26 protein-coding genes are annotated in these 24,307 nt (G+C 59.7%); 10 read left to right on the forward strand and 16 right to left on the reverse strand.

Annotation, left to right across the window (positions count from 1 at the left end):
• Window positions 1-179 precede the first annotated feature (179 nt).
• Window positions 180-392 carry a hypothetical protein gene (locus tag KQI82_RS13580; RefSeq protein ID WP_216633249.1) on the forward strand — a complete coding sequence of 71 codons (213 nt, stop codon included), beginning with the start codon at window positions 180-182 and terminating at the stop codon, window positions 390-392.
• Window positions 393-484: 92 nt separating this feature from the next.
• Here KQI82_RS13580 and KQI82_RS13585 read toward each other — a convergent pair whose 3' ends face one another.
• From KQI82_RS13585 to KQI82_RS13600, 4 genes are all read right to left on the reverse strand, one after another.
• Window positions 485-664 (reverse strand): hypothetical protein, encoded by a 180-nt coding sequence (locus tag KQI82_RS13585; protein WP_216633250.1) that lies wholly within the window; start codon window positions 662-664, stop codon window positions 485-487.
• Between the two features lie 119 nt (window positions 665-783).
• Window positions 784-1,146: a VOC family protein gene (locus KQI82_RS13590; protein WP_216633251.1), complete on the reverse strand. Its 363-nt coding sequence runs from the start codon at window positions 1,144-1,146 to the stop codon at window positions 784-786.
• A gap of 17 nt (window positions 1,147-1,163) precedes the next feature.
• The gene (locus tag KQI82_RS13595) at window positions 1,164-2,279 is read right to left on the reverse strand and encodes an MGDG synthase family glycosyltransferase (RefSeq protein WP_216633252.1); all 1,116 of its coding nucleotides are present in this window, start codon (window positions 2,277-2,279) and stop codon (window positions 1,164-1,166) included.
• A complete protein-coding gene (locus KQI82_RS13600) occupies window positions 2,276-2,767 on the reverse strand; it encodes a glycosyl-4,4'-diaponeurosporenoate acyltransferase CrtO family protein (RefSeq protein ID WP_216633253.1) in 492 nt (163 codons plus the stop codon). The genes KQI82_RS13595 and KQI82_RS13600 overlap by 4 nt, the downstream gene beginning before the upstream one ends.
• A 289-nt stretch (window positions 2,768-3,056) precedes the next feature.
• Here KQI82_RS13600 and KQI82_RS13605 point away from each other — a divergent pair, with 289 nt between their 5' ends.
• Window positions 3,057-4,472: an MATE family efflux transporter gene (locus KQI82_RS13605; RefSeq protein ID WP_216633254.1), complete on the forward strand. Its 1,416-nt coding sequence runs from the start codon at window positions 3,057-3,059 to the stop codon at window positions 4,470-4,472.
• Between the two features lie 151 nt (window positions 4,473-4,623).
• On the opposite strand, the gene KQI82_RS13610 is transcribed toward KQI82_RS13605, so the two are convergent.
• Window positions 4,624-4,848 carry a hypothetical protein gene (locus tag KQI82_RS13610; protein WP_216633255.1) on the reverse strand — a complete coding sequence of 75 codons (225 nt, stop codon included), beginning with the start codon at window positions 4,846-4,848 and terminating at the stop codon, window positions 4,624-4,626.
• Window positions 4,849-4,972: 124 nt separating this feature from the next.
• Here KQI82_RS13610 and KQI82_RS13615 point away from each other — a divergent pair, with 124 nt between their 5' ends.
• Window positions 4,973-5,317, forward strand: coding sequence for a GIY-YIG nuclease family protein (locus KQI82_RS13615; RefSeq protein ID WP_216633256.1), 345 nt, complete (start codon window positions 4,973-4,975; stop codon window positions 5,315-5,317).
• Between the two features lie 21 nt (window positions 5,318-5,338).
• On the forward strand, window positions 5,339-5,932 hold the full coding sequence (locus KQI82_RS13620; protein WP_216633257.1) for a helix-turn-helix domain-containing protein: 594 nt from the start codon (window positions 5,339-5,341) through the stop codon (window positions 5,930-5,932).
• Window positions 5,933-6,020: 88 nt separating this feature from the next.
• On the opposite strand, the gene KQI82_RS13625 is transcribed toward KQI82_RS13620, so the two are convergent.
• Entirely contained in the window at window positions 6,021-6,329 is a 309-nt protein-coding gene (locus KQI82_RS13625) for an AzlD domain-containing protein (protein ID WP_216633258.1), read from the reverse strand.
• Window positions 6,326-7,069, reverse strand: coding sequence for an AzlC family ABC transporter permease (locus KQI82_RS13630; protein ID WP_216633259.1), 744 nt, complete (start codon window positions 7,067-7,069; stop codon window positions 6,326-6,328). Before KQI82_RS13630 ends, KQI82_RS13625 begins: the two co-directional genes overlap by 4 nt.
• A gap of 129 nt (window positions 7,070-7,198) precedes the next feature.
• On the opposite strand from KQI82_RS13630, the gene KQI82_RS13635 reads away from it, so the two are divergent.
• Window positions 7,199-8,071, forward strand: a complete 873-nt coding sequence (locus KQI82_RS13635) for a LysR family transcriptional regulator (RefSeq protein ID WP_216633260.1) — start codon at window positions 7,199-7,201, stop codon at window positions 8,069-8,071.
• Between the two features lie 45 nt (window positions 8,072-8,116).
• Here KQI82_RS13635 and rlmD read toward each other — a convergent pair whose 3' ends face one another.
• The 5 genes from rlmD to KQI82_RS13660 form a co-directional block, all read right to left on the reverse strand.
• Window positions 8,117-9,463 carry a 23S rRNA (uracil(1939)-C(5))-methyltransferase RlmD gene (gene rlmD, locus KQI82_RS13640; protein WP_216633261.1) on the reverse strand — a complete coding sequence of 449 codons (1,347 nt, stop codon included), beginning with the start codon at window positions 9,461-9,463 and terminating at the stop codon, window positions 8,117-8,119.
• Entirely contained in the window at window positions 9,451-11,055 is a 1,605-nt protein-coding gene (locus KQI82_RS13645; RefSeq protein ID WP_216633262.1) for an MBL fold metallo-hydrolase RNA specificity domain-containing protein, read from the reverse strand. Before KQI82_RS13645 ends, rlmD begins: the two co-directional genes overlap by 13 nt.
• A complete protein-coding gene (locus KQI82_RS13650; protein ID WP_216633263.1) occupies window positions 11,052-11,216 on the reverse strand; it encodes a hypothetical protein in 165 nt (54 codons plus the stop codon). The genes KQI82_RS13645 and KQI82_RS13650 overlap by 4 nt, the downstream gene beginning before the upstream one ends.
• Window positions 11,217-11,465: 249 nt before the next feature.
• On the reverse strand, window positions 11,466-12,650 hold the full coding sequence (locus KQI82_RS13655; protein WP_216633264.1) for a hypothetical protein: 1,185 nt from the start codon (window positions 12,648-12,650) through the stop codon (window positions 11,466-11,468).
• A gap of 277 nt (window positions 12,651-12,927) precedes the next feature.
• The gene (locus KQI82_RS13660) at window positions 12,928-13,104 is read right to left on the reverse strand and encodes a DUF4177 domain-containing protein (RefSeq protein WP_216633265.1); all 177 of its coding nucleotides are present in this window, start codon (window positions 13,102-13,104) and stop codon (window positions 12,928-12,930) included.
• Window positions 13,105-13,342: 238 nt separating this feature from the next.
• On the opposite strand from KQI82_RS13660, the gene KQI82_RS13665 reads away from it, so the two are divergent.
• The 4 genes from KQI82_RS13665 to KQI82_RS13680 all read left to right on the forward strand — a co-directional run bounded on the left by KQI82_RS13665 (window position 13,343) and on the right by KQI82_RS13680 (window position 19,494).
• A complete protein-coding gene (locus KQI82_RS13665; protein ID WP_216633266.1) occupies window positions 13,343-14,179 on the forward strand; it encodes a histidine racemase CntK family protein in 837 nt (278 codons plus the stop codon).
• A gap of 149 nt (window positions 14,180-14,328) precedes the next feature.
• The gene (secA, locus tag KQI82_RS13670) at window positions 14,329-17,064 is read left to right on the forward strand and encodes a preprotein translocase subunit SecA (RefSeq protein ID WP_216633267.1); all 2,736 of its coding nucleotides are present in this window, start codon (window positions 14,329-14,331) and stop codon (window positions 17,062-17,064) included.
• A gap of 32 nt (window positions 17,065-17,096) precedes the next feature.
• Window positions 17,097-17,906, forward strand: a complete 810-nt coding sequence (pgeF, locus tag KQI82_RS13675) for a peptidoglycan editing factor PgeF (RefSeq protein ID WP_216633268.1) — start codon at window positions 17,097-17,099, stop codon at window positions 17,904-17,906.
• Window positions 17,907-17,961: 55 nt separating this feature from the next.
• A complete protein-coding gene (locus tag KQI82_RS13680; protein WP_216633269.1) occupies window positions 17,962-19,494 on the forward strand; it encodes an ABC transporter substrate-binding protein in 1,533 nt (510 codons plus the stop codon).
• A 62-nt stretch (window positions 19,495-19,556) separates the two neighbouring features.
• Here the strand turns inward: KQI82_RS13680 and lexA are convergent, their stop codons facing one another.
• Window positions 19,557-20,198 (reverse strand): transcriptional repressor LexA, encoded by a 642-nt coding sequence (gene lexA / locus KQI82_RS13685; RefSeq protein ID WP_216633270.1) that lies wholly within the window; start codon window positions 20,196-20,198, stop codon window positions 19,557-19,559.
• 217 nt (window positions 20,199-20,415) lie between these two features.
• Here lexA and secG point away from each other — a divergent pair, with 217 nt between their 5' ends.
• Window positions 20,416-20,646 (forward strand): preprotein translocase subunit SecG, encoded by a 231-nt coding sequence (gene secG / locus KQI82_RS13690; RefSeq protein WP_187333339.1) that lies wholly within the window; start codon window positions 20,416-20,418, stop codon window positions 20,644-20,646.
• A 142-nt stretch (window positions 20,647-20,788) separates the two neighbouring features.
• Here secG and KQI82_RS13695 read toward each other — a convergent pair whose 3' ends face one another.
• The 3 genes from KQI82_RS13695 to KQI82_RS13705 form a co-directional block, all read right to left on the reverse strand.
• A complete protein-coding gene (locus KQI82_RS13695; protein WP_216633271.1) occupies window positions 20,789-21,733 on the reverse strand; it encodes a DUF6282 family protein in 945 nt (314 codons plus the stop codon).
• 9 nt (window positions 21,734-21,742) lie between these two features.
• Window positions 21,743-22,654, reverse strand: a complete 912-nt coding sequence (locus tag KQI82_RS13700; protein WP_216633272.1) for an alpha/beta hydrolase — start codon at window positions 22,652-22,654, stop codon at window positions 21,743-21,745.
• 156 nt (window positions 22,655-22,810) lie between these two features.
• Complete coding sequence (locus KQI82_RS13705) at window positions 22,811-24,304, reverse strand: carboxypeptidase M32 (protein ID WP_216633273.1); 1,494 nt, start codon at window positions 24,302-24,304, stop codon at window positions 22,811-22,813.
• Between the last annotated feature and the right edge of the window lie 3 nt (window positions 24,305-24,307).

Here is a 24,307-nt window from a genome sequence, read left to right on the forward strand (position 1 = left end):
TAACGTGGCAGGGGATACATTTCCGCTTTGAAACATAAGCGCTTTATGATAGCATGTAATTTTTGGTTTGTCAAGAGAATTCAGTGGAAGGTCCGGATTTTTTCCGGATTTTTTCTTTTTTGGCAAGAAAAGGCGTTGTGGCGAATTCAATCGGCAGCGCTTTGGCTGGGGAGAGGCAAATGGCATATTCCAGGAAAGAGCTGGCGGAGGCAAAGCGGCAGATCGACTCAACGCTGCACAAATTGAGAGGGGTCGTCAAAACGCTGGAGGCAAAAGAGCAGCCCCATAGATACCGGTCTCAGATCACGCTTGCAAAAAGGCGGATAACGGCCTTTGAACTTGCAAACCATCTGATCGGGGAGGCGCTTCAATCCTCCTCCGCTGACAAATGACTGCAACAAAAAAGCTCCGGGAAGGGCCGATCGGCCCTTCCCGGAGCTTTTTTCACTATGGCGCCCTGAATCCAGGCGTTTTGCACCATCTGTCAATCGTACAGCTTCTCGTCCTCGTAGTCGTCATACTCCGATTTACGGCTCAGCCGGCATTTTACATGTTTACAACCCTCGCCGATGTCGCTCCAGCTGCCCACGATCAGGCAGACGATCGCCGCAAGACCCAAGCTGGCCGCAATGATCTTCAATACGAAACGGGCAGTCTTGTTCATAGCCACTCCTCCTGTTGTCCATTCAACTGCTCCTCCTGAGCTTCCTGTTTGATGATTCAGTATACACGATTTTTACCGAAATTACAATCATTTTTTCGCGTCCGCCGCCCTTTCTCCCGTTATCGCGCGGGGACGATCTCCAGCCAGTATCCGTCGGGATCGGAGATAAAGTAGATTCCCATGTCCGGATTTTCAAAGCACACGCAGCCCATCCGGCGGTGCTTTTCCAGCGCGGCCTCAAACTCGTCGGTGCGAAAGGCCAGATGGAACTCATTTTCCCCAAGGTCATAGGGCTGGGGATGGGCCTCTATCTCCGTCAGTTCCAGCTGGTGGGTGCTTTCGGGATTGCTGAGGTAGACGATGGTGAAGCCCTCCCCCTTGATCCGGCGCACCTCCTCCAGCCCAAGGGCTTCTTTGTAAAAGGGAAGGCTTTTGGCCAGGCTGGCCACATTCAGGTTGTTGTGTACCATTTGAAAGCGCATTGCAGATTCCTCCTTTTTTAAAATAGGGACCGCTGCCGGTTCGTCACATAGTCCATGATCTCCCCGGCCGCCTGTTTGCTGATCTCCCGCCTCTGGCAGGCCTTCATGGTCTCCCGGGCGTCCTGGTCCTCCAACAGCAGCTTTGCCTGCCGGGCAATGTTCTCCGGCTCCGTGGCAAACCGGGCCAGGCCGTGGCTGGTGAAAAAGTCCACATTCTCCTCCTCCCAGCCGGGGATCGGGGTGGTGAGCACCGTGGGGATTTCACACACAGCGGACTCCGTGGTGGAAAGCCCGCCTGGCTTGGTGATGAGCACGTCGGATGCGTCCATATAAAGCGGCACCTCGCGGGTGTAGTCCAGCACGGTGACGGCGCCATCATACTCCAGGCGCAGTGTCTCCTTCAGTTTTTCGTTGTTGCCGCCCATCACAAGGATCCGCGCTTTTCTGCCCAGCATCCGATACAGCGCAAGCACCTGGCCTTCCGCGTCCCCAAAGCCCATGGAGCCGGTCATCACCAGTACGATCTTCCCCTCCTCCGGCAGCTTCAGGATGCGCCTGGCCTCCGCCTGGGGGAGGCGGGTCACGAACTGCTCCACCACCGGGATGCCCGTGGGCACGATGCGGGAAAAGGGCGCACCGGCCGCAAGAAACTTTCCCCGCAGCGCCACATGGGGGATAAAGTATCCGTCCATCTCCGTCTCGTGGACATAGGGGGCGCAGCTGTAGTCCGTGGCCACAAAATAGGCCGGTAAGTCGCGGCAGATGTGCCTTTTGAGGTGGGTCATGGTCAGCGCCGGAAACACATGGGTGGCGATGACCGCGTCGTAGCGGCGCTCGCTCAGGTATATCCACAGCTTGTCCGCGTATCTGGCGTTGGCCCGGTAGCAGCCGGAGGGTTTTTCCCGCCAGGCGTCCTTCTCTGCCAGGTAGTTTCCAACCTCAAAGAGATAAGGCGCATGAAGGGCGCCCTGGATGTGGATTTCAGAGATGGCCCGGGACTTCCAGGGCGCGTCAAGGGAAAGTGCATCCACCATATCCCCTTCAATCCCCCGGCGGCGGGCCTCCTCCAATATGGCGCGTCCCGCGGAATTGTGCCCTGCGCCGTTGTTGCTTGATAAAATCAAAAGCTTCATGAAGTTCCTCCCTCCCGTCTCCGGGCGGTTTGATAAAGCCGCGCCAGGCGCGGCCGGTTATAGCGCTGAATCATGATGAAGGGCAGGTTGGAAATGCCGTAGAGCGCCGCCGCCCAGATGCTCAGCGGCGGCTCCATGGTCACAAGCATCACCGGGCTCACCACAAGAAGCAGCCAGTGGGTCAGCTCCGCCACGCAGGTCTCCTGGACCAGCCGCAGAAGATGGGCGGCGGAGCGGTCCCCGCCTAACTTTTTCCGCACGGTGGATTTGACGAACCTGCTCTTGTCGGGCAGGCGGTCCTTCCATTTTTCAATCTTCAGCCTCGTATAGAATTTCCCATTTTCCTCCCAGCTATAACTGCGGTAGGGGAACCGGTCATAGTGAAACCGGTCCCGGGGAAGCGACTCGCCGAAAAAGTGCATGAAAACGCCCACAGCGGCCACGGTCAGCACAAAGTGTCCAATCTGGCGTTTCAGCAAGCTCCTCACCCTTTCCCTCATTGGTTTGCGTCAATCAGCCGGCAGAACGCCGGCCTCTGTATTTCGAGGCACGGACCGCCCCGACCCATGCCGTAAAAGCAGCTTCAAGCATTGCTTTTCATCATATCAAATCAAGCGGCCCTTTTCAATCCAAATCGCTTCTTCCTCTTCACGCGTCTCCGGCAGAGCCGGAATCATGCGCGTAAAAACAGCGTGAGCCGCTATTTTTCTTGCAGAGTGAATTGCATCATTTGTAAAAGGGTGGTAAACTGAAAGAAAAAATAAAAAGGATAAGAAGATGGAAAAGGAAGAGAAGGTAAAAACTTACGAAATGGATATGTGCACCGGCGTTGTCTGGAAAAAGATGCTGGTGTTCGCATTTCCCCTGGTGTGTTCCAACGTGTTGCAGCTGCTGTTCAACGCGGCGGACATTGTGGTGGTGGGCCGGTTCGCCGGCGACAACTCGCTGGCGGCGGTGGGCTCCAACTCCTCTTTGATTCACCTGCTCATCAACCTCTTCGTGGGTCTCTCCGTGGGCGCCAATGTGCTGGCCGCCCGCTCCTTTGGCTCCCACGACGACAAAACGCTGGGCGAGGTTGTCCACACGGCCATGCTCATGAGCATTGTCAGCGGCCTCTTTCTGGCTCTGGTGGGCTCCCTTGGCGCCCGGCAGGTGCTGGTGTGGATGAAGACGCCGGATGAGGTGCTGGGCCTGGCCGCCCTCTACCTCCGGATTTACTTTTTGGGCATGCCCGCCACCATGATCTACAACTTCGGCAGCGCTCTGCTCCGGGCGGTGGGCGACACCAAGCGGCCGCTGAACTATCTGACGGTGGCCGGCGTGGTCAACGTGGTGCTGAACCTGTTCTTCGTCATTGCGCTGCATCTGGACGTCGCGGGCGTGGCCATCGCCACCGTGGTCTCCCAGTGCATCTCCGCCTTTTTGGTGATGCGCTGCCTGATGCGGGAGAGCGGCGGCATCCGCCTGGATCTCAAGCTGCTGCGCATCCACAAGAGGAGCTTTCTTCAGATCATCAAGATCGGACTGCCCGCCGGGTTCCAGGGGATATTGTTCTCCGTTTCCAACGTGGTCATCCAATCCTCCATCAACACCTTCGGCGAGGTGGTAATGGCCGGCAACTCCGCGGCCAACAACATTGAAAATTTCGTCTACTTTGCCATGAACGCCTTTTATCAGGCCTCCATCTCCTTCACGGGCCAGAATTTCGGCGCCGGGCAGTATAAGCGGATCTACCGGATTCTGCTTGCCTCCCAGGCCTTTGTGGTGATCCTTGGCGTGGTGTTTGGAAATTTGGTGTATCTCTGCGGCACGCCGCTGCTTCAGATTTACAGCAAGAGCCCCGCTGTCATCGCCGCGGGACTGGACCGCATGAAGATCATCTCAAGGACCTATGCGCTGGGCGGAATGATGGATGTGATGGTTGGCTGCCTGCGGGGCATCGGCTACTCCGTCATGCCCATGATCGTCTCTCTGGTGGGATCGTGCCTGCTGCGGCTGGTGTGGATCTCCACAATCTTCCAGATTCCCCAGTATCACACCATTGAAACCGTGTATATCTCCTATCCCATCACCTGGGCCATCACCTTGACCGCCCACATCCTCTGCTTCCTGTGGGCCATGCGCCGTCTGGAGCGCCGCGCCGCCCAGCCGGATGATCCGAACGAGCCGGAGCCGCCGGTACTGGACTCCTGAGCAAAAAGCCGCCCCGGCCGGGCGGCTTTTCTTTTTCCACGTCTGATCCGCCCCTTGGCGGCGAACGAAAATCAACTGCAAAAACAACATCCTGCGCCATCGCTAACTGCCAAAAGGCTGCGGCGGACAGGCCGCGGGACGCGCACCCGGCTCACCATTTATGCCTGCAATTTTTACACTGAAACCGGGCCTGCCCCTTTGTGCTGGCATAGCCGAAGAAAAAAGACCTCATGCCCCGCACCGCTGGATCGATGGGTTCCACACACGCGCTGCCGCACTTTGGGCAGCAGAGCGCGCCCTCACTTCCCGCCTCCGGCGCACACCGGCCGGATTCCGGCAGCATCTCCCCGTCCCGCTTTTCCCGATCGTCTCCCATTGCAGCCTCCCTTCGCGGCTTTGCCGCGTTTTTTTCAGTATAGCATGGCCCGCTTTTTTTGTCCACGAAGCGTGGATTGATTTTGCAGCCGTCTTCCGATACAATCAGGCAAGAGGTGAATCAAATGGATGCAAAGCGAAAAAAAGAGCTTTTGGACGCATATAAAAACCGCTGCCCAGACATGGGCGTGATCTCCCTGCGCTGCACCGCCACCGGGGAGTCCTTCCTTGGGATTTCCAAAGACATCCCTTCGGGGTTCAACAGCGTCTGCTTCAAGCTGTCCTCCGGAGGATATCCCAACCGGCGCCTCCAGTCGCTGTGGAGCCAGTACGGCGAGGCCGGATTCGAGCGCTTGGTGATGCGCACGCTGGAATACGACGACCCCCGCAAGGACCATATGCCGGAGCTCAAAAAGCTTCTGGACCAATGCCTTGCCGAGGACCCCCAGGCGTCGCTGCTCTGGAAGTAGCGTCCGCCGGAAAGGACAGAAATGGATTATAAAAAAGTCGGGCAGGTAATTGCCCAGCTGCGCAGAGAAAAGGGACTGACCCAGCGCCAGCTGGCGGAGCAGCTCCACATCAGCAACAAGACGGTCTCCAAATGGGAATGCGGCCAGGGGTGCCCGGACCTCTCTTTGTGGGACAGCCTCTGTGCCCAGTTGGGCGCGGATCTCCACAAGCTGCTTCAAGGGGAGTTGTCGCCAAACCGGCCCGATGTGGGAAAGTTAGACCGGACCCGGTTCTATGTCTGCCCCGTCTGCGGCAACATCCTGACCAGCACGGGCCGGGCCTCCCTCTCCTGCTGCGGCCGAAAGCTCAGCCCCCTGACCAGCGCCCTGTGCGACGAGCGGCACCGCCCCGCCGTGCAGGATTTAGACGTCGAGTACTATGTCACCTTCTCCCATCCCATGGAAAAGGACCACTTCATCGCCTTTGCGGCCCACGTCCGCGACAACCGGGTAATACTGGTGCGGCTCTATCCGGAACAGGGCGCGGAGGTCCGTCTGCCCATGGCCGAACGGGGCGGAACGCTGTATCTCTACTGCACAAAACACGGTCTGCAAAGCTGTCCCTTTCCGGGATAGATGGAAGATGCCCATGCAAAACAAGCGTGCCGCCAAAAGGCGGCACGCTTGTTTTTCGGCAGGGCCGTCCTATCTCCTCTTCTGCCCCTTACAGCACCAGCGTCTCCAAAAGCAGCACCACCGCGCAGCAGGAGACGGCGACCCGAAAGAGGCTCCATCCAAACCAGGCCGCCAGGATACCGGCGATCAGCGCGGCCCCGCCGGAGATGGGGCTTTGTGTTGCCTCCAAAATGGCCGGAAAGGTCATGACCGCCAGCGTGACGTATGGGACGTAGTATAAAAATGACTGGAGAAAACGGCTGCTGATCTGCCTGCGCAGAAGGGTCAGCGGCAGCGCCCGGATCCCATAGCTGACCGCCGCCATGACCAAAATATAGAGATAGGGATTGCGGGTCATGCCTCTTCCTCCTTCCTTGGAAACAGGAGCGCTGCGCCGGCCGAGAGCAGCACCGTCAGCACAATGGTACGCGTTCCGCCGGAGACTTCCGAGACCAGAGGCAGGCGCGCCCCAGCATAGCTGAACAAAAAGCACACGCCCACCAGTCCGGCAATCACCTTGTTCGTTCTGGCAGGCGGGATGATGACAGCCAAAAACATCCCGAACAGAGCCACGCTCAGGGCGCTGACCAGCCCCGGCGGCATCAGGCTGCCCGCAATGCATCCAAGCGCCGTCCCCACCGCCCAAAGGGGCGACGCCACGACCACGGACCCATACGAGTAGTTCGGATTGAGCTTCCCCGGCCGCGCGATGGAAATGGCGAACAGCTCATCCGTAATATCAAACGCCATCAGCATGCGGTGGGGCCAGCTCATCCCGCTCTCCACCCGCTGGCTTATGGCCGCGCTCATCAAAAGGTATCTGGCGTTTGCAATAAAGGTCATCACCGCCACCTCCAGATAGGTGGCTCCCGCCCCGATCAGGGCAAATCCGGCATACTCCCCGGCGGACGCATTGCAGAGGATGCTTGCCAAAAACCCCTGAAACGGCGTCAGTCCCGCTCCCCTCGCGGCAATTCCCAGGGAAAAGGCGACGGCAAAATAGCCAAGCCCAATGGGAAAACCGTCCCGCATCCCCTCCCGGAACACCTCCAGATTGTCCCGCGCCCGCAATGAATAGCACTCACTGTTCCCGCTCATCTTCCACCCACTCTTTCTTCCGTTTGATCGGCTTGCTGATCCAGTATAACCCAACTCTTTACATCGGTAAAATTAATGTTTATAATATTTGTATAAGCAAATTCGATTTCTCAGAAGGGAGCATATGAGATGATTTCCCGGTATGGCATTTTCTGCAAGGTGGTGGAGCTGAACAGCTTCACCAGGGCCGCCGAGCTTTTGGGCTATTCCCAAAGCTCAGTCAGCCAGACAGTCAGGGTTTTGGAGCAGGAGGTCGGCGTCACGCTGATCGAGCGCAGGAAAGACGGGGTCCGGCTGACGCCGGACGGCGCGCAGTACTATCCGTACCTGCTGGCCATCCACACGGCGGAAAACGCGCTGGTGCAAAAGCAAAATGAAATGGCTGGGCTGCAAAACAGCACCATCACCATCGGCACCTTCACCAGCATCAGCCGGACGCTGCTCCCCTCCCTCATGAAGTCCTTCCAGCAGCGCTACCCGGCGGCCACCTTTGTGCTGCGCCAGGGCGACTACAACAGCATTGGAAAGTGGATCCGGGAGGGCAGTGTGGATTTTGGGTTTGTCAATCGGGACGCGGTGGAGGGAGTAGAGCTGTCCGTACTGTATGAGGACGAGATGATGGCCGCGCTGCCGCCGGGTCATCTGCTGGCAAAACGGGATGTTGTCTCCCTTGGCGAACTGGCGGCGGAGTCCTTTATCCTGCTGGATGAAGGGGAATACAGTGTGCCGCTGACCGCTTTTGCATGGCAGCGGCTCACCCCTCAGGTCAAATACAAAGTATATGACGACTACACTATTCTTGCCATGACAAGGCAGGGGCTCGGCGTCTCTCTGGTCTACCAGCGGGTGGTGGAGGGGTTTGAGCAGGGACTGGAAATCCGCCCGGTCCGGGAGACGCCGAAACGGATCGTGGCCCTTGCCTGGAAAAACAGGAAGACCATGCCCTATGCCGCCCGGCAGTTCGCCGACTTTATCCTCAGGCGCGCGGCCGGACAGGGCTGACAAAAAAAGGCCGCGGCCCTTACGGGCCGCGGCCTTTTGATTCCATTACTCCGGCGCCAGAAGCGCCACCGTCTCCACATGGGCCGTTCCGGGGAACAGGTCCACCGAGGCGGCGCGGGCCATGGGGTAGCCCAACTCTTTGAACCGCCTTGCATCCCTGGCCAGCGTGGCCGGGTCACAGGAGACATAGACGATCCGCCCGGGCTTCATGCCCGCCACCGTGTCCACCACATCCGCCGCCAGGCCCTTGCGTGGCGGGTCCACGCAGATCACATCGGGCCGCAGCCCCTCTTCGCGCAGCCGCTCCGCCACATCCGAGGCGTCGCCGCAGAAAAACTCCGCGTTATCCACGCCATTGCGCCGTGCGTTCTCCCGGGCGTCCTCAACGGCCTCGGGCACGATCTCCGCCCCGATGACCCGCTTGGCCCGGCCGGCCAGGCACAGCGTGATGGTGCCAATGCCGCAGTACAAATCCAGAGCCGTCTCCTCCCGGGTGAGGGCGGCGAATTCCAGCGCCTTGTCATAGAGCCGCTCCGCCTGTGGCGTATTCACCTGGTAGAAAGAGGGCACGGACAGCTGGAAGATGAGGCCGCACATGGTGTCCGTCAGGACCGCCGAGCCCCACAGCGTACGGTAGCTCTGGCCCAGGATCACGTTCCCCCGGCGTTTGTTGACGCCCAGCACCACGCCCACCGTGGCGGGAACGGCGGAGCGCACTTCCTCCACCAGCTCCGCTTCATGAGGCAGCTTCTCCCCGTTGACCAGCAGGCAGCAGAGGCTTTCGCCCCGGCGGTTGACCCGCACGTAAACATGGCGCACCAGCCCCGTGCCCGCTGATTCATCATACCCGGAAACGCCCCAGCACTCCATCCAGGCACGGACGGCGCCGGCGGTGTCGTCCGCCGCCGGGTGCTGGATCAGGCAGCGCTCCACCGGGACCACGTCATGGCTGCGGGAGCGATAAAACCCCACGCTGCCTTGAGCGGAGACCGGGTACTGGCTCTTGTTGCGGTAGTGCAGAGGCTCCTCCGCCCCAAGGATTTCCTCCACCTCCACATTTAGGCCGCCCAAGCGATTCAGCGCGTCCTGGACCCGCTGGCGCTTGGCCCGAAGCTCTTCTTCGTAGTCCATGTGGCGGAAATCACAGCCGCCGCAGCGGCCGTACAAGGGGCAGTCCGGCTCCCGGCGGTGGGAGGAGGGCTCCTCCACCGCCACCACTCTGGCAAAGGCACAGTTTTTCAGCACCTTGAGAATCTGGACCTCACAGGTCTCCCCCGCCAGAGCGGCGCGGACAAAGACCGCCAGGCCGTCGATCCGGGCCACCCCCAGCCCCTCGCTGGTGTAGCCCTCGATGCGGACGCGGTGGATGGAGTTTTTGATCAAACGTCCCATTTCTCAATCAGCTTACGCAGCGAATCCGCAAAGGAGGCAAGGCTCTTGTTGTCCCGTCCCCGGCTGCGGCGGATGAGCTCCATGAGCATCTCGCCCACGGACACAAGGCTCTGGTAGGCCGAGGAGGTCTTGGGTGCGCCGTCGAAGGGCTTTGCCTTCCGCTCGGGCAGGTAGCCCACCTCCAGCTGGCGGTTGGCCGCCAGATCGTAGACCTCGGTGTACTGGGGCGCATGGGCCTCAAAGCCCAGGCCGCAGAGTGTCTGGGCGAAGAAGGGAGCCACCTCCCGGTCGCCGTGGACCACGAACACGTGCTCCGGCTTTGGCGCCTTGAAGTCCTGAATCCAGCTGAGCAGATGGTCCCGGTCGGCGTGGGAGCTGAGGCCGTGGAAGTTGACGATCTGGGCCCTGACAGCGATCTCCTCGCCGAAGAGCTTGACGCTTTCCGCCCCCTCCAGCAGGTGGCGGCCCAGGGTTCCCTCGCCCTGATAGCCCACAAACACCACCGTACACTCCGACCGCCACAGGTTGTGCTTTAAGTGATGGCGGATGCGGCCCGCGTCGCACATGCCGGAGGCGGAGATGATGACCTTGGGCGTCCGGTCCTCATTGAGGGCCTTGGACTCCTCGCTGGTCTCCGTCATGCGGAGGTTGGTGAAGTTGAACATGTGGGTGCCGTCCTTCACCAGCTTCAGCGCGTCGTCGTCCAGATAGCCCTGAAGGTCTCCGGTGAAAATGGTGGTGGCCCGCTTGGCCAGAGGCGAATCGATGTACACCGCAAAGTCCGGGTTGGACTTGACCATATGCTGATCCTTGATCTCCCGGATAAAATACAAAAGCTCCTGGGTGCGGCCCACGGCAAAGGAGGGGATGATGACGTTGCCGCCCCGGGCCATGGTCTCGTCGATGATCTTCGCCAGATCGTCGGTGTAGCTCCACACCTCCGTGTGGTTGCGGTCGCCGTAGGTGGACTCCATCACCACGTAGTCGGCGCCCTGGAAATGGACCGGATCGCGGATGATGGGCTGCTTGATGTTGCCTAAGTCGCCGGAGAAGACGATGCGCTTTTTTACATCCCCCTCCTTCAGGTCCATGGCCACGCAGGCCGAGCCTAACAGGTGGCCGGCGTCCACAAACTCCACCTCAACGCCCTCGCACAGCTCCACCACCTGGCCGTACTCACAGGTGGTCACATATTCCTGCACCCGCTGGGCGTCCTCGATGGTGTAGAGCGGCTCCACATGGGCCGCGCCGGAGCGCTCGCCCTTGCGGTTTTTCCACTCGGCGTCCTGCTCCTGAATGTGGGCGGAGTCCAGCAGCATGATGTTCAACAGCTCCGCGGTCAACCGGGTGGTCAGGATTCGGCCCTGGAACCCCTGCTTGACCAGCATGGGGATGCGTCCCGAATGGTCGATGTGGGCGTGGGTTACAAGCAGATAGTCGATGTTCCCCGGGGCGAAGGGCAGGCTCTGGTTGTCCACCTCGTCCCGTCCCTGCTGCAGTCCGCAATCCACAAGAATCTTCTTGCCGTTTACCTCCAGGCAGTGACAGCTGCCGGTCACGCATTGATCTGCTCCGTAAAAACTCAGCTTCATGGGTCGTCCTCCTTATTTTGATGGAACCGCGGTCTGTGGCCGCGGTCCTGATTTCTCCCGGACACGCCCAAAACCGGACCGCTGGCCTCCGGCTCGGCCGGCGGCAGTCGTCCAGGCTGGACAGCCATGGTGGAAAACAGCATCCCGCACTGTTTTTCCACAGTGTAACACCTTTCCCGGACGAGGGCAAGTGAGATTGCATCTCATTCGGTCAAAACGATCTCGATCGCATCCCTCAGGGTGCGGATGACGCCCCCCTTCCACCGCTCTTTTCCCGTCCGGTCCAAAAAAGCGGGGCGGATTCCCGCCGCAGCGGCGGAAAAACTCCGCCGGGCAAGCCTCCCTCTCCGACCGCCCCGCGGTTTGCACAGCCGATGGAAAACGGGAGAGGCTCCCCTCCCCCGTTCCCGTCAATTTTCAGAAAAATAGTAGTTTAGATACATCCGCAGCAGCGTGTCGTCCCTTGGCGTCAGCTCCCGCTCCCCCTCCGGCAGCTCCGTCCCGCTGTTCAGCGCGTCCGCCAGGCCGCTGAGCGGGCCGCACAGCTCCTCAATGCGCCCTGTGTTGTCCGCGCCGTCATAGGTCTCCTGAAAGTCCGTCAGCATCCCATCCGCTGAGAGTGTGACGCGGGCCGGGTTTCCCGCCCCGCCGCTGCTGCTGTATACCGGATTTTGGGGGTCTTCCAAGCCTGCTCCCAGGTCATAGTAATACCGCTTTAAAAAGCCGCAGACATAGTTCTTTTCCCCGTTTTCCCCCTCATATTCCCCAAAGACCCTTAAAGAGGGCAGGATGAGCATGGTGTCCCTGGGATCAACCGGCGTCTGTTCAATGGCGTAAGCTGCCACCGCGCTGTAGAGCGCCGCGTCCTCTCCCTCCAGCCCGAAGGCCTCGCCGGTTGGCACCGGAAACTCTGATGTCTGGAGGACGCCGTCCCCATTGGCGTCGTATGCCGCTGTCGGACGCCCTTTGCCTGATTCGGCGGCAAAGAACCCGTCATCCGTCTCCTGGTTGTGAATTCCATAGCAGCCCAGGGTGTCCAAGCCGTCCGTCTCCTTCCGCCAGTTGTCGGGCCACCAGCTCAGAAACTCCTCCGGAAGATCGTCAAGGGGCGTATCCGGCGTGTAGAGGAAAAAGGTCTCCCCGCCCTCTATTCCGTAGGGGGCTGAGGCCACATACCGGAATCCCTCCTCGATCCACTCCCTGCCCGGCTCGTCTTCAAGGCTGATCTCACCTAACTTCATGGAGTATGTTGTGTCGTCCACCTGTTCGATCTCTTCAAACCGGCCGCTGAACGTACAGATATAGACCGTGCCGTTGGGATACCCTCCGCCGCTCACCCCCATATCGGAATCGCGGTACTCACCTGCAAAGGAGCCGTCCCGGTCCAGCGTAAGGGCGGTTCCCCACGCGCCGGCGCCGCTGGCAAACACGAACTGCAATGGCAGCGCGTCCGGGAGCGTCTTCTCCTGATCCTCCGGCTCCTCCCCGGGCAGCGTCTCACCTGATGCGGAGCCGCTTTCCTCCCCGGGCGGCGTCTGCCCGGCTGTTCCGCACCCGCTCAAACAGGTCAGGCAGAGGGTTAATCCCATCAGCATGAGCAGCGCGCGCTTTCCATGTCCTCTGATCGTCAACGCAATGCACCCCAAATCTTTTTCTATGGTTTGATTTGCGCCCATGGTACCATGTTCCAAAAGACAATTCAATCGACATCCGGTTACAATCTTCCCAAAAACAGTTACAGCTTGCCACAGCCGCTCCGGAACTCCCTTTTACCTTTGGTGTTGTTACTGTCCGATTCCCCAAATCATTTGTTAAAATAGACAAAAAAGGAGAGTCGCCTTAAAACTGGTGGCTCCCCGATAACTCTAAAATTTATTCAACGGCTCTCTTAAAGAAAAAGAAACTATCCATGCGTTGAACCAGCTCCCAGCCATCCGCCCCCAGCTCGTTTAGATGTGTTTCAAACTCCTGAGCCGTCTTTTCAAACTGTTTTGTAGTCATAGCCAGAACTGTTGCAATCGTGATTACCTTATATTCATATTTTTTCATTTGAATATCCTTCCTTTCAAATTCTATTTTACTATACCACTGAACTGTCCACAATAAGGATTATTGGTGAAATCGACAAAGTTGCATCTCAGCAACACAAAAGGTAAAAGGGACCTCCGGAAAGAGTACGTGACTTTTTTCCCCTCTTATAGTATAATTTTAAAATTCCTGCAAATATTGGAAAAGAGAGTCGAATTCGCCTGGTCCCCACAGGCATGTCTGGAGGACGCTGATCACCATGGAGATTTCCTATATCACCCTTGACCCCACCAAGAACACCACGCTGCTGGTCCGAACCGCCGTACCCCGCTCCGCTCAGCCCGCGGTGGCGCAGCTGCTGCTGCGCAGCAACCCCGACGCGGAGCAGGTGGGATTCCTTGAGAGCGCTTCGGCGCGCGGTGCCCGGGCCCGGCTGCAGATGATGGGCGGAGAGTTCTGCGGCAACGCCGCCATGGCCCTGGCCGCGCTGCTGGCCTGGGAGGACGGTTTGGCCCCCGGCGGCGCGGCGGATATCCCCATGGAGGTCTCCGGTGAATCCGGGATTCTGACCTGCCATGTGCAGATGGGGACCGAGTGCTGTCTGGGCACGGTGGACATGCCTCTGCCGGAGAACATCCGGGAGATCGACGTGGTGGCCGGGGACCGGATGCTCTCCTGCCCCGCCGCCTTCTTCCCCGGCATCGTTCACTGCATCGTGCCTGCCGGCGCGTTCACCCGCCCCCAGGCGGAGGAGGCCGCGGCGCTGCTGTGCGCCGCTTTGAAGGCTGACGCCGCCGGCATCCTGCTCTTTGACGAGGAAGCCTTCTCATTCTCCCCACTGGTCTATGTGGCCGCCACCCATACCTCTGTGTGGGAGCGCGGCTGCGGCAGCGGCAGCGCCGCCATCGGCTGCTATCTGGCCCAGCGCACCGGCGCGCCCTATACCGTGGCCCTGCGCCAGCCGGGCGGCATCATCGAGGTGCGCGCGGGGTGGAAGGACGGCCGGGTGGACACGCTGACCATTACCGGCGAGGTACGCAGGGGCGAGAGCGGCAGTCTGGCCCTGCCCCTGAACGGATTCTTTTCTCAATTGTGAACTTTTTCCTCCATGCCCGATTTTTCTTTGCATTCTACAGGAACTTGTGATATGCTACACTTGCTATTTTATCGGATACCTATTAAAATAGTAAATTTGTTGATTACTCTGTCCCGCGCAAGCGGGATTGGAAAGGATGTTTTCATAAAATGGGTCTTTTCAGGAAAGTCTTCGGCACCTACAGCGACCGCGAGCTGAAGCAGATCTATCCCATTGTGGATAAAATCGAGGCCATGGCAGACGAATACCGCGGCCTGACCGACGCACAGCTCAGCGCAAAAACCGCGCAGTTCAAAGAGCGCCTCCAGAATGGGGAAACGCTGGACGATATTCTGCCCGAGGCCTTTGCCACTGTCCGCGAGGCCGCCGACCGCGTACTGGGGCTGCGGCCCTACCGGGTACAGCTGGTGGGCGGTATCGTTTTGCACCAGGGCCGCATCGCCGAGATGAAGACCGGTGAAGGCAAGACTCTGGTGGCCACACTGCCAGCTTATCTGAACGCCCTGTCCGGAAACGGCGTCCATATCGTCACCGTCAACGACTACCTGGCCAAGCGCGACAGCGAGTGGATGGGGAAAGTCCACCGCTTCTTGGGGCTCAAGGTGGGCCTCATCATCCATGGTCTGGACAACAAGCAGCGCAAAGCCGCCTACGACGCCGACATCACCTATGGCACCAACAACGAGATGGGCTTCGACTACCTCCGGGACAACATGGCCATCTATGCCCAGGAGCAGGTCCAGCGCGGCCACTCCTTTGCCATCGTGGACGAGGTGGACTCCATCCTCATCGATGAAGCCCGCACCCCGCTGATCATCTCCGGCATGGGCGACAAGTCCACCCAGCTCTACGACATGGCGGAGATGTTTGTGGCCCGGCTGAAAAAGCAGGTGGTCACCGAGGTGGACAACAAGGAGGAGGAAGCCTCCGACATCGACGCCGACTACATCGTGGATGAAAAGGCCCGCACCGCCATGCTCACCGCCCGGGGCATCTCCAAGGCGGAGGAGTTTTTCCATGTGGACAACCTCTCCGACCCGGAGAATTCCACCCTGGCCCACCACGTCAACCAGGCCATCAAGGCCCATGGCGTGATGAAGAAGGACATCGACTATGTGGTGAAGGACGGCGAGGTCATCATCGTCGATGAGTTCACCGGCCGTCTGATGTTCGGCCGCCGCTACTCCGAGGGACTGCACCAGGCCATCGAGGCCAAGGAGCACGTCACCGTGGCACGGGAGAGCAAGACCCTGGCCACCATCACCTTCCAGAACTACTTCCGCCTCTACCGCAAGCTCTCCGGTATGACCGGTACGGCCCTCACGGAGCAGGAGGAGTTCGCCACCATCTACAACTTAGACATCATCGAGGTGCCCACCAACCGTCCCAACGCCCGCGTGGACAATGAGGATGTGGTCTATAAGACCGAAAACGGCAAATACCGGGCGGTCATCAGCCAGATCAAGGAATGCCACGCCAAGGGCCAGCCCGTTCTGGTGGGCACCGTGTCCATTGAGAAAAACGAAAATCTCTCCAAGATGCTGGTCAAAGAGGGCATCCCCCACAATCTGCTCAACGCCAAAAACCATGAGAAGGAAGCGGAGATCGTGGCCCAGGCCGGCAAGTTCGGCGCCGTCACCGTGGCCACCAACATGGCCGGCCGCGGCACCGACATCATGCTGGGCGGCAACGCCGAGTACCTTTCCAAGGCGGACCTGCGCAAGGCCGGCTTCAGCGACGAGGTAATTGCCGATGCCACCGGCTACGCCGAGACCGACAACGAAGAGATTCTGGAGGCCCGCAAGCTCTATTCCGAGCGCATGGCCGCCCACAAGCAGGAGATCGACGCGGAGGCGGACCAGGTCCGGGCCGCGGGCGGACTCTTCATCATCGGCACGGAGCGCCACGACTCCCGCCGCATCGACAACCAGCTCCGCGGCCGCGCCGGCCGCCAGGGCGACCCCGGTGAGACCCGGTTCTATATCTCCCTGGAGGACGACCTGATGCGCCTGTTCGGCGGTGAGCGCATCCAGGCCATGATGGAGAAGGTGGACCTGGACGAGGATACCCCCATTGAGAGCAAGATGCTCACCCGCGCCATTGAAAACGCCCAGACCACCGTGGAGTCCCGCAACTTCCAGTCCCGTAAGTCGGTGCTGGAGTACGACGATGTCATGAACAAGCAGCGTGAGATCATATACTCTCAGCGTCAGAAGGTCCTGGACGGCATGGACATCCAACCCATCATCCAGGGCATGGTCTCCACCGCCATTGAAAATCACGTCAACCACGCCTTCGGCGAGCAGTCCGCCCTGGACATCGCCGGCTACCGGGAGATGCTCCGCGGCCTGGAGGGCACCTACTTCCCCAAGTACGCCGTGAAGCTGGGCGAGGAGGACATCGCCGACAAGACCGCCCAGGACTTCATCGAGCTCTTCCAGTCGGAGGCCGCCCGCTACTACGAGCAAAAGGAGCAGGAGATCACCTCTCCCATCATGCGGGAGCTGGAGCGCGTGGTCATGCTCCGTGTGGTGGATGAGTACTGGATGGAGCACATCGACGCCATGGACGACCTGAAGCAGGGCATCCGCCTGCGGGCTTACGGCAACGTGGACCCGGTCATCGCCTACAAGCAGGAGTCCCTCAGCATGTTCGAGGAGATGATCGCCGCCATTCAGGAGGAGACGGTGCGGCGCCTCTACTCCGTGCGCCTCAAGAGCAACGAGGAGGTCAAGCGTGAGCGCGTGGCCAAGGGCATGGTGGAAAATGTGGGCGGCGACGGCACCGCGCCCAAGAAGCAGCCCCGCAAGGTCCAGAAGATTGGACGCAACGATCCCTGCCCCTGCGGCAGCGGCAAGAAGTACAAGAACTGCTGCGGCCGGTGATCCTGGGCGCAGACTTCGATCAGGAGGCGCCTATGACCTTTACCAATCGCACGGTGGGGCAGCTCACCTATCTCACCTCTCCCCTGTTGGACCGCTGCGGCGGAATCGCCCACGGCTTTTCCACCCGCCTGGGCGGCGTCAGCGTTCCGCCCTGGGACAGCCTGAACTTAGGGGTGGGCCGGGGCGACGACATGGGCCATGTGCTGGAAAATTACCGCCGGTTCTGCGGCACCATCGGCGTGGACGCCGGACGCACGGTCCTCTCCCGCCAGGTCCACGAGGACCATGTGCTGATCGCCTCGGAGGAGGACGCGGGCAAGGGGCTGTTCCGGGAGCGGGACTACCTCACCGACGCCATCATCACCAATGTGCCGGGCCTTGCACTGGCGGTCTTCTCCGCCGATTGCGGCACCGCCCTCCTCTATGACCCCGTCACAAGATGCGTGGGCGCCGTCCACGCCGGATGGCGGGGCGTGGCCAACGGAATCCTCCGCAAAACCGCTTTGGAGCTGGGCCGCGTCTACGGCGCAAAGCCGGAGAATCTGCGCGCCGCCTTCGGCCCCTCCATCGGCCAGTGTTGCTTTGAAACCGACGACGACGTCCCCCAGGCCATGCGCTCTGCCTTTGGCATGGAGGCCGAGTCCTTTTTCCAGCGCCGGGGCCCAAAGTGGCATGTGGACCTGAAGGGACTCAACGCCAGGTGGCTTCTGGACCTGGGCGTGCCCTCCGGCCAGGTGGACATCTGCGATCTGTGCACCGCGTGCCGGACAGACCTCTTCTGGTCTTACCGCAAGGTTGGAAACGTCCGGGGCGCTCAGGCGGCCATGATCGCGCTGAATTGACAAGCCGGGCGGCAGGGAGTCTTTTCTCCTGCCGCCCTTTCTTTGGAGGAATATCATGAGACGAATCCGTCTGAGCGCCGTCGCTCTGGCAGTGGTTCTTTTGCTCAGCGGCTGCTGGAGCGAAGGAGAGGTGCTGCCCGGCGACACCACTGTCATTGACTCCAGCGAGGAACCTCCGGAGACGGAGGAACCCGCGGCCCTGCCGGAGCAGTTCGCGCTGCCCTATCTTCCGGATCAGACACTGGATCCCATCACATGCGCCGACGGAATCCAGCAGACGGTGGGTTCTTTGCTGTACGAGGGGCTTTTTCGCCTGGACGAGACCTTCTCGCCCCAGAAATCCCTCTGCGACGAGTTCAGCTACAATGCCGAAAAGCTGACCTTTACCTTTACCCTGCGTACCGGGGTGACCTTCAGCGACGGCTCCGAGCTCACCGGCGCGGATGTGGCCGCCCAGCTGAACCGCGCCCGCACCTCGGCCCGCTACGCCGCCCGCTTTGACGATGTCGCCTCCATCACGGGCAGCGGCAGCGTGGTGACGGTGGTGCTCTCCTCCGCCAACACCTCCCTGCCCTCGTTGTTGGACATCCCCATCGTCAAGCATGGCACGGAAGAGAACACAGTACCCTTGGGCACCGGGCCCTACCACTATATGACCGATGAAAACGGCCCCTATCTCCGGGCGAATCCCGCCTGGTGGGGTGGTAAATCCGCTCCGGTGGAGCGGATTGAACTGGTGGAGTCCCCGGACATGGACACCACGCTCTATCAGTTCACCTCCCACGAGATTCAGCTCATTACCGCCGATCTCACCGGCTCCAAGACCATCAGCACCACGGGCAGCATCACTTTCAGCAGCGCCGACACCACTATCTTTCAGTATGTGGGGCTGAATACCGCCCATACCCTGCTCTCCAACGCGGCTGTGCGCCGGGCGCTGGGCCTTGGAATCAACCGCTCCACGGCGGTCAGCGCCTTTTTGTCCGGCCACGGCACACCGGCCCAGTTCCCCATCTCCCCGGTTTCCAGCCTCTATCCTACCAACTTAGAACGCTCCTACTCCTATGAGGACTTTGAGTCGGCCCTGAATACGGCCGGATTGAACAGCGGAAACCACCACACGCTGACCATGCTGGTCAACGGGGAGAATCCCTTTAAGGTGTCGGTGGCCAGGTATATCGCCACCTCACTGTCCGTCCACGATCTGACCGTGGAGGTGGAAGCGCTGCCCTGGGAGGAGTTTACCGCGGCCCTCTCGGCCGGACAGTTCGATCTCTACTATGGGGAGGTCCGCCTCAGCCCGGACTGGGACCTCTCCTCCCTGATAGGGACAGGCGGCACACTGAACTACGGCCGCTACAGCGACATTACGACAGACCAGATGCTGAGCGCCTACGGCGCGGCTGCCGACCGCCAGAGCGCCATGGAGGCCCTCTGCCGCCACCTCCAATATCAGGCCCCGATCCTGCCGGTGTGCTTCAAAACCACCTCCGTCCTGACGCAGGCCGATGTGGTGGAGGGCCTCTCGCCCACCGCCTCCGATCCCTTCTACGGCCTGGAGGAGTGGACCATCCACCTGGCTCAATAGCCGCTTGCCGGGTCAAGAGAGCGCAAAAGAGACAGGGGGACTCCCCTGTCTCTTTTTCTCAATCAATACCGGCGCACAACCGCCGTGACCTTGCCCAAAATCCGGGCATATGTCCCGTCAATGGGCTGATAGGCCTCATTTTCCGGCAGCAGCCAGGTCTGTCCGTTCTTCCGGCTCAGCCGCTTGACCGTGGCCTCATCCTCCAGGAGCGCCACCACGATCTCCCCATTGGCGGCGTCCGGCTGCTGGCGTACCACCACCAGATCCCCGTCTAATATGCCGGCATTGATCATGGATTCACCCCGCACCCGCAGGGCAAAGCACGCATCGCCCCGGCCGCCGGTGTCAAAGGTTAAATAATCCTCAATGCACTGCTCCGCCAAAATCGGGCTGCCGGCCGCCACATTGCCCACAATGGGAATCTGGTTTTCCGGTTCCTCCCGGAGGCGCATGGCTGCCTCCAGGGCCGGGGGCTCCTCTTTCTTTTTCGGAGGGGCGACCAGCGTCAGGGCCCGTCCCTTGCCCGCGCTTTTTTGCAGGACTCCTAATTCCTCCAGATGCTTCAGATGAAAGTGGACCGTGGAGGGTGACTTTAAACCAACGGCGTCGCCAATCTCCCGCACGGAGGGTGGATAGCCCTGGTCCTGAACAAAGGTTTCTATAAAATCGTAAATCTTCTGCTGCATCTTAGAAAGCACCGGCATCCGACTACCTCCCGTATCTTTTTTTTCAGTGTACCACAGCCGCGCCAAAAAAGCAAACATTTGTTTCATGTGAGGCAAGAAACTTTTCAGCCTGTTCCCAAAAATCTGAAAAAAACTGCTTTTCCCACTTGAAAATCAAGGTTTTCTATGGTAACATTTAAGTCTGTGATATGTCTGCGTTCGCGCATGGATTAAAATTTTTGGAGGGTTATCCATTATGACTTTGGCAATTACGATTCTTCAATTGCTCTGCGGCCTGGCCATTACTCTGATTGTCCTGTTCCAGTCCGGTAAGAGTGCCGGCCTGTCCGGCAGCATCGGCGGTGTGGCCGATTCCTTCATGGCAAAAAACCAGGCAAAGACCATGGACGCCAAACTGGCCCGCGCCACCAAGTGGGTGGGCGCCGTCTTTATCGTGCTGACCCTGGTGCTGAATATTCTCCAGTAAGTCTTGCTGCCGCGGTCTTTTCGGCCGTCCGCCTGCTCTTGGCAGGCGGACGGCGTTTTCTTTTTCAGAAAGCGGACCGGAGGGCATTTTGCCCCCCGGTCCGCTTTTCCATTGCGCTATGATTACCTGGCCGAAGATTCGCCTATCCGTTTCTTTCGCCAGCGGCCCGCCCTCTCTCCGTGCCATCGCCCATGGGCCCCAATACAAGCCTGGGCGTGAGCCGAACCGCGGCCTCAAGCCGCGCCTCTTCCACACCGCACCGGAGCATATGCTCCAAGGCGGACAGGAACTCCTTGGCAGGCCGACCCCCATCTGCCTGTCCCCGGTCGGTTGCAAGGAAGACGCTTCCACAGGGAAGGGCGTCCAGATGTGCCGCCAACTGTTCCACGGAAACGGAGCCATCCACTGCGTTATACCAGTTTTTTTCGATCAGCACGCCCAGCTGGGCCATTTCTATCTGTGTTTCAATGGGCACAGTCGTGCGGCGCCACTCCGGATGGGTCAGCACCATCCGCACGCCCATGGCAATCCCCTCCCGGCACAGCCGGGCCGACTCCTCCGCGGACAGATGGCCTGTCGCCAGGCAGGCGTCATATGACCTGACCGTCTCCAGAATCGCATATACTTCCGGCCGGATCTTACCAGTCTCCTCCAAAATGGTGATGCCGGGACGGGTGAAAAAGTCACCGGGCATGTTTCCAAACCGCAGGCAATTCTCCGCGTCCCGGGTGGGCATCCAGACCACGGCGGCTCCCATTGCAAGGGCGCTCTGCGCAGCGTAGGGGTTTAAGCCCCCAACCGGCCAATTCAGCGCCACGCCGCCGAATGCTGTCACCTGTTTCCCGCTGTGCCGGTTTACTATCTCTGCCCGGGCCGCCGTGGGTTCATAGTGGCTTTTGATCAATACGCCCGCCATACCAATCTCTTCCGCCTCTTCAATCAACGCAAAATCATCCAGAGCCCGGGGGAAATGGGAGGGGCTGGTATGCACGTGGAGATCGTATGCGCCCCGGACCAGCCGGCGCGCCGCCTCCGCGTATCTGCTGTCCGGCGCGCCGGTTAGGGCCGCTATTTGGAGCATACTCATCTTAAGGGATCACTTCATATAGGCGTCATAGAACCTGACCAGCGCATCGCCGAATTTCAAAAATTCCGGATGGTCGTCAAACATCCAGTCGTTATGGGTGCCATCCACGGTGTAAAGCACCCTTCCCTCACCCGCCGCCTTGTAAATGCATTCGCTCTCATAGTAGGAATAGGCCGCATCCCTCACGCTTCCCGCGATAAACAATCCTCTGGGCGCCACCTTTTTTACATACTCCTCCGCGTCCAGCCGCAGCGTCTGGTCAAAGAAATGCCAGCTGTGGGCAGGCGGATAGTTTTTGCCGCCCTCTCCATAGCATTTTTCCAAAACATCTGTCAATTCCCTTGTGATGCTCAGCGTATCTTCAAAGTAGCCCGAACGCGCACCGCTGTCCTCAGCAGGGGTGGAGAAGTTGTAGATGTTTGTCATCTCCCCTGTTCCGGTCAAAGCCCGTTTGACACGCTCTTCCTCCGCCTTTTTCAGCCGCTCCTCCATCTCTGTGCGGGACAGGGACACCCGCAGCATACGCTCACCGTTATAGTATCCGTTTCCACAGGCCACACTTTTGATCTGCGGGATGTCCGCCGCCACGCGGATGCAGATGGGGGCCGCCATGCCCCATCCGAACAGGCTGATGTTGTTCCCGTCAATCTCCGGCTGCTGCCGGGCAAAGACGTACGACGCAACGATGTCCTCATATTCCCCACAATAGGTCGTATAGCCAGGCTTTCCCTCGCTGGGGCCCCAACCCCGATAGTCAAACCCCAGGCAGGCGTAGCCGCTCTTCGTCAGAAGCCGTGCGATCAGCGCCGGATACAGTGCGTTGAGTCCAGTGATACCGGAGCAGGGGATCACGCAGGGGAGCTTTTCCCCCTCCTCAATTGAATCCGGCAGGTAAATCGTACCCAAAACTTTTTCTCCCATGGAATAAAACGCTACTTCTCTTGTTTTCATTTTTGCTGCTTCCTTTCTATTTTAATTATATATGTTACCTATTTTATCATTTTTGGGGATTTTGATATAAATTAGATATGATTTTTAACCAATTTAGTTGATGGATTTCCCATCACGTCCAGCGGCTCACTGTGCACAGGAGAGATTCAAGTACTTCTGTTCCAAATACCGCAGGTAGACACCGGGGTCGAATGTCCCGCCCCACGCCGATTCCAGCAGCTGCTCCGGTTCATATCTGGCCCCGTGGCGCCAGATCTTCTCCTCAAGCCAGCCGTTGACAGGAACCAGGTCCCCCTCCCGCAGGCAGCGGTCCACATCGATCTCCCGCTTCATCGCCTGCATCAGCTGCGCTCCGTAGGCATTGCCCAGGGCGTAGGAAGGGAAGTATCCAATCGAACCATAGGCCCAGTGGCAGTCCTGCAAAACTCCCTCTCGGTCTGAGCGGACCTCAACCCCAAGGTACTCCCTGTAGAGGTCGTTCCAAGCCTGCGGCAGCTCCTTTACCCGCAGCTCGCCGCTGAAGATCCGTTTTTCTATCTCATGGCGGATCATAATATGGAGCGGGTAGGTCAGTTCGTCCGCCTCCATGCGGATGGGCGTTTTCCGCACGCAGTTGACGGAGCGGTAAATCTGTTCCTCGTCCATTCCCCCAAGCTGCTGCGGAAAATACTCCTGCAAAACAGGGGCGAGGAAAGTCAGAAACGGGCGGCTGTGGCCCACCAGGTTCTCGTAAAACCGGGATTGGCTCTCGTGAACAGCCATGGAGGCAAAGGCGCCAAGGCAGGTGAAGGCGTCTTCATCCGCTGTGTGCAGCTCGTAGAGGGCGTGGCCGCCCTCGTGCATCACCATGAACAGGCCCGGTGCAAATTGGTTTTTCTGGTATCTGGTCGTGATCCGCACATCATACTTTGTCAAGCCCGTGGTCCCGGGATGCGCCGATTCAGACAATGCGCAGTGGTTCCGGTCAATTCCCATCAAGTCCATGATCCGGTGGGACAGCAGCCTCTGCGCCTCCAGCGGATACTCCGCCTCCGGGCCCTCCGGCTCCGCTGCGGATATCCGCTTTAAAAGCGGCACCAGTCCGGTGCGCAGCACATCGAAAAAGCGGTCGCAGCGCTCCACGGTCAGTCCGGCCTCATACCGGTCCAGCCAGACGTCCAGCGGGGGCCGATCCGGCGCAGCCCAGGCGGAAATGCGGCGGCAGGCAGCAAATACCTGTTCCAGAAAGGGTTCCAGCATGGAGAAGTCATCGGCTTCCTTGGCATGGGCCCAGATCTCAAAGGAGACCGCCAGCAGCTTTTGAAACGACAGATATTCCTCCTCCGGAACCGCGTCGCGCCAGCGCCGCTCCCGGTCCATGAGCTGGACCATCCGCCGCTCCCGCCGCGGGAGTTCCTCCGCCCTGGGGGTCAGATAGGCCAAAAGCTCCCTGCACTCCCCTGAACACAGAATGCGCGCGCTGGCCTGTTCCATCACTGCAAGGGTCTGGCCCCGGCTGGCCGCCGATTTACCCGGCGCCGCTGTGGAGGCGTCATGATAAAGCAGGCCGCGGACATTGCGATAGGCCTGCAATTCCCGCTGAATGCGATACAGCCGCTCCACCGCCTGAGTCATTGTCATTGG

It is taken from the genome of Dysosmobacter acutus (assembly GCF_018919205.1).
GTDB classification, from domain to species: Bacteria; Bacillota; Clostridia; order Oscillospirales; family Oscillospiraceae; genus Oscillibacter; species Oscillibacter acutus.